The following is a 375-nucleotide window of genomic DNA, read 5'->3' as shown; positions in this document are numbered from 1 at the left end:
CAACATCGCCTGTACCATCTGGAAATTGGCGATCGGCTTGCCGAACTGCTGGCGCGTCTTGGCGTAGTCGATGGAAATATCCAGCGCCCGCTGCGCGATGCCCATGGCATTGAAGCAGACGATCGCCCGTTCAAGATCCAGCCCCGACATCGTCACCGCAACGCCGCCATCCAGCTTGCCGACCAAGTTCTTGGCCGGAACGCGGCAATCTTCGAACACCAGCTCGCCAGTGGGCGAGCCGCGGAACCCCATCTTGTTGAGCTTCTGCGCCACCTTGAAGCCGGGCGTGTCGGTTTCCACGATAAAGGCGGAAATACCCTTGGCCCCTTTTTCCGGCGAGGTCTTGGCATAGACCAGCACCAGATCGGCAATCGG

1 protein-coding gene is annotated in these 375 nt (G+C 60.3%); it reads right to left on the bottom strand.

The window, feature by feature from the left end; all coding sequences use genetic code 11:
* A partial coding sequence (locus ACP2AV_RS15735; protein WP_426373711.1) for an acyl-CoA dehydrogenase family protein occupies positions 1 to 375 on the bottom strand: 375 nt, incomplete at both ends.

The organism is Aliiroseovarius sp. PTFE2010, from assembly GCF_049943335.1.
GTDB lineage: Bacteria > Pseudomonadota > Alphaproteobacteria > Rhodobacterales > Rhodobacteraceae > JBNFVY01.
This window is presented reverse-complemented; position numbering and strand designations above follow the sequence as displayed.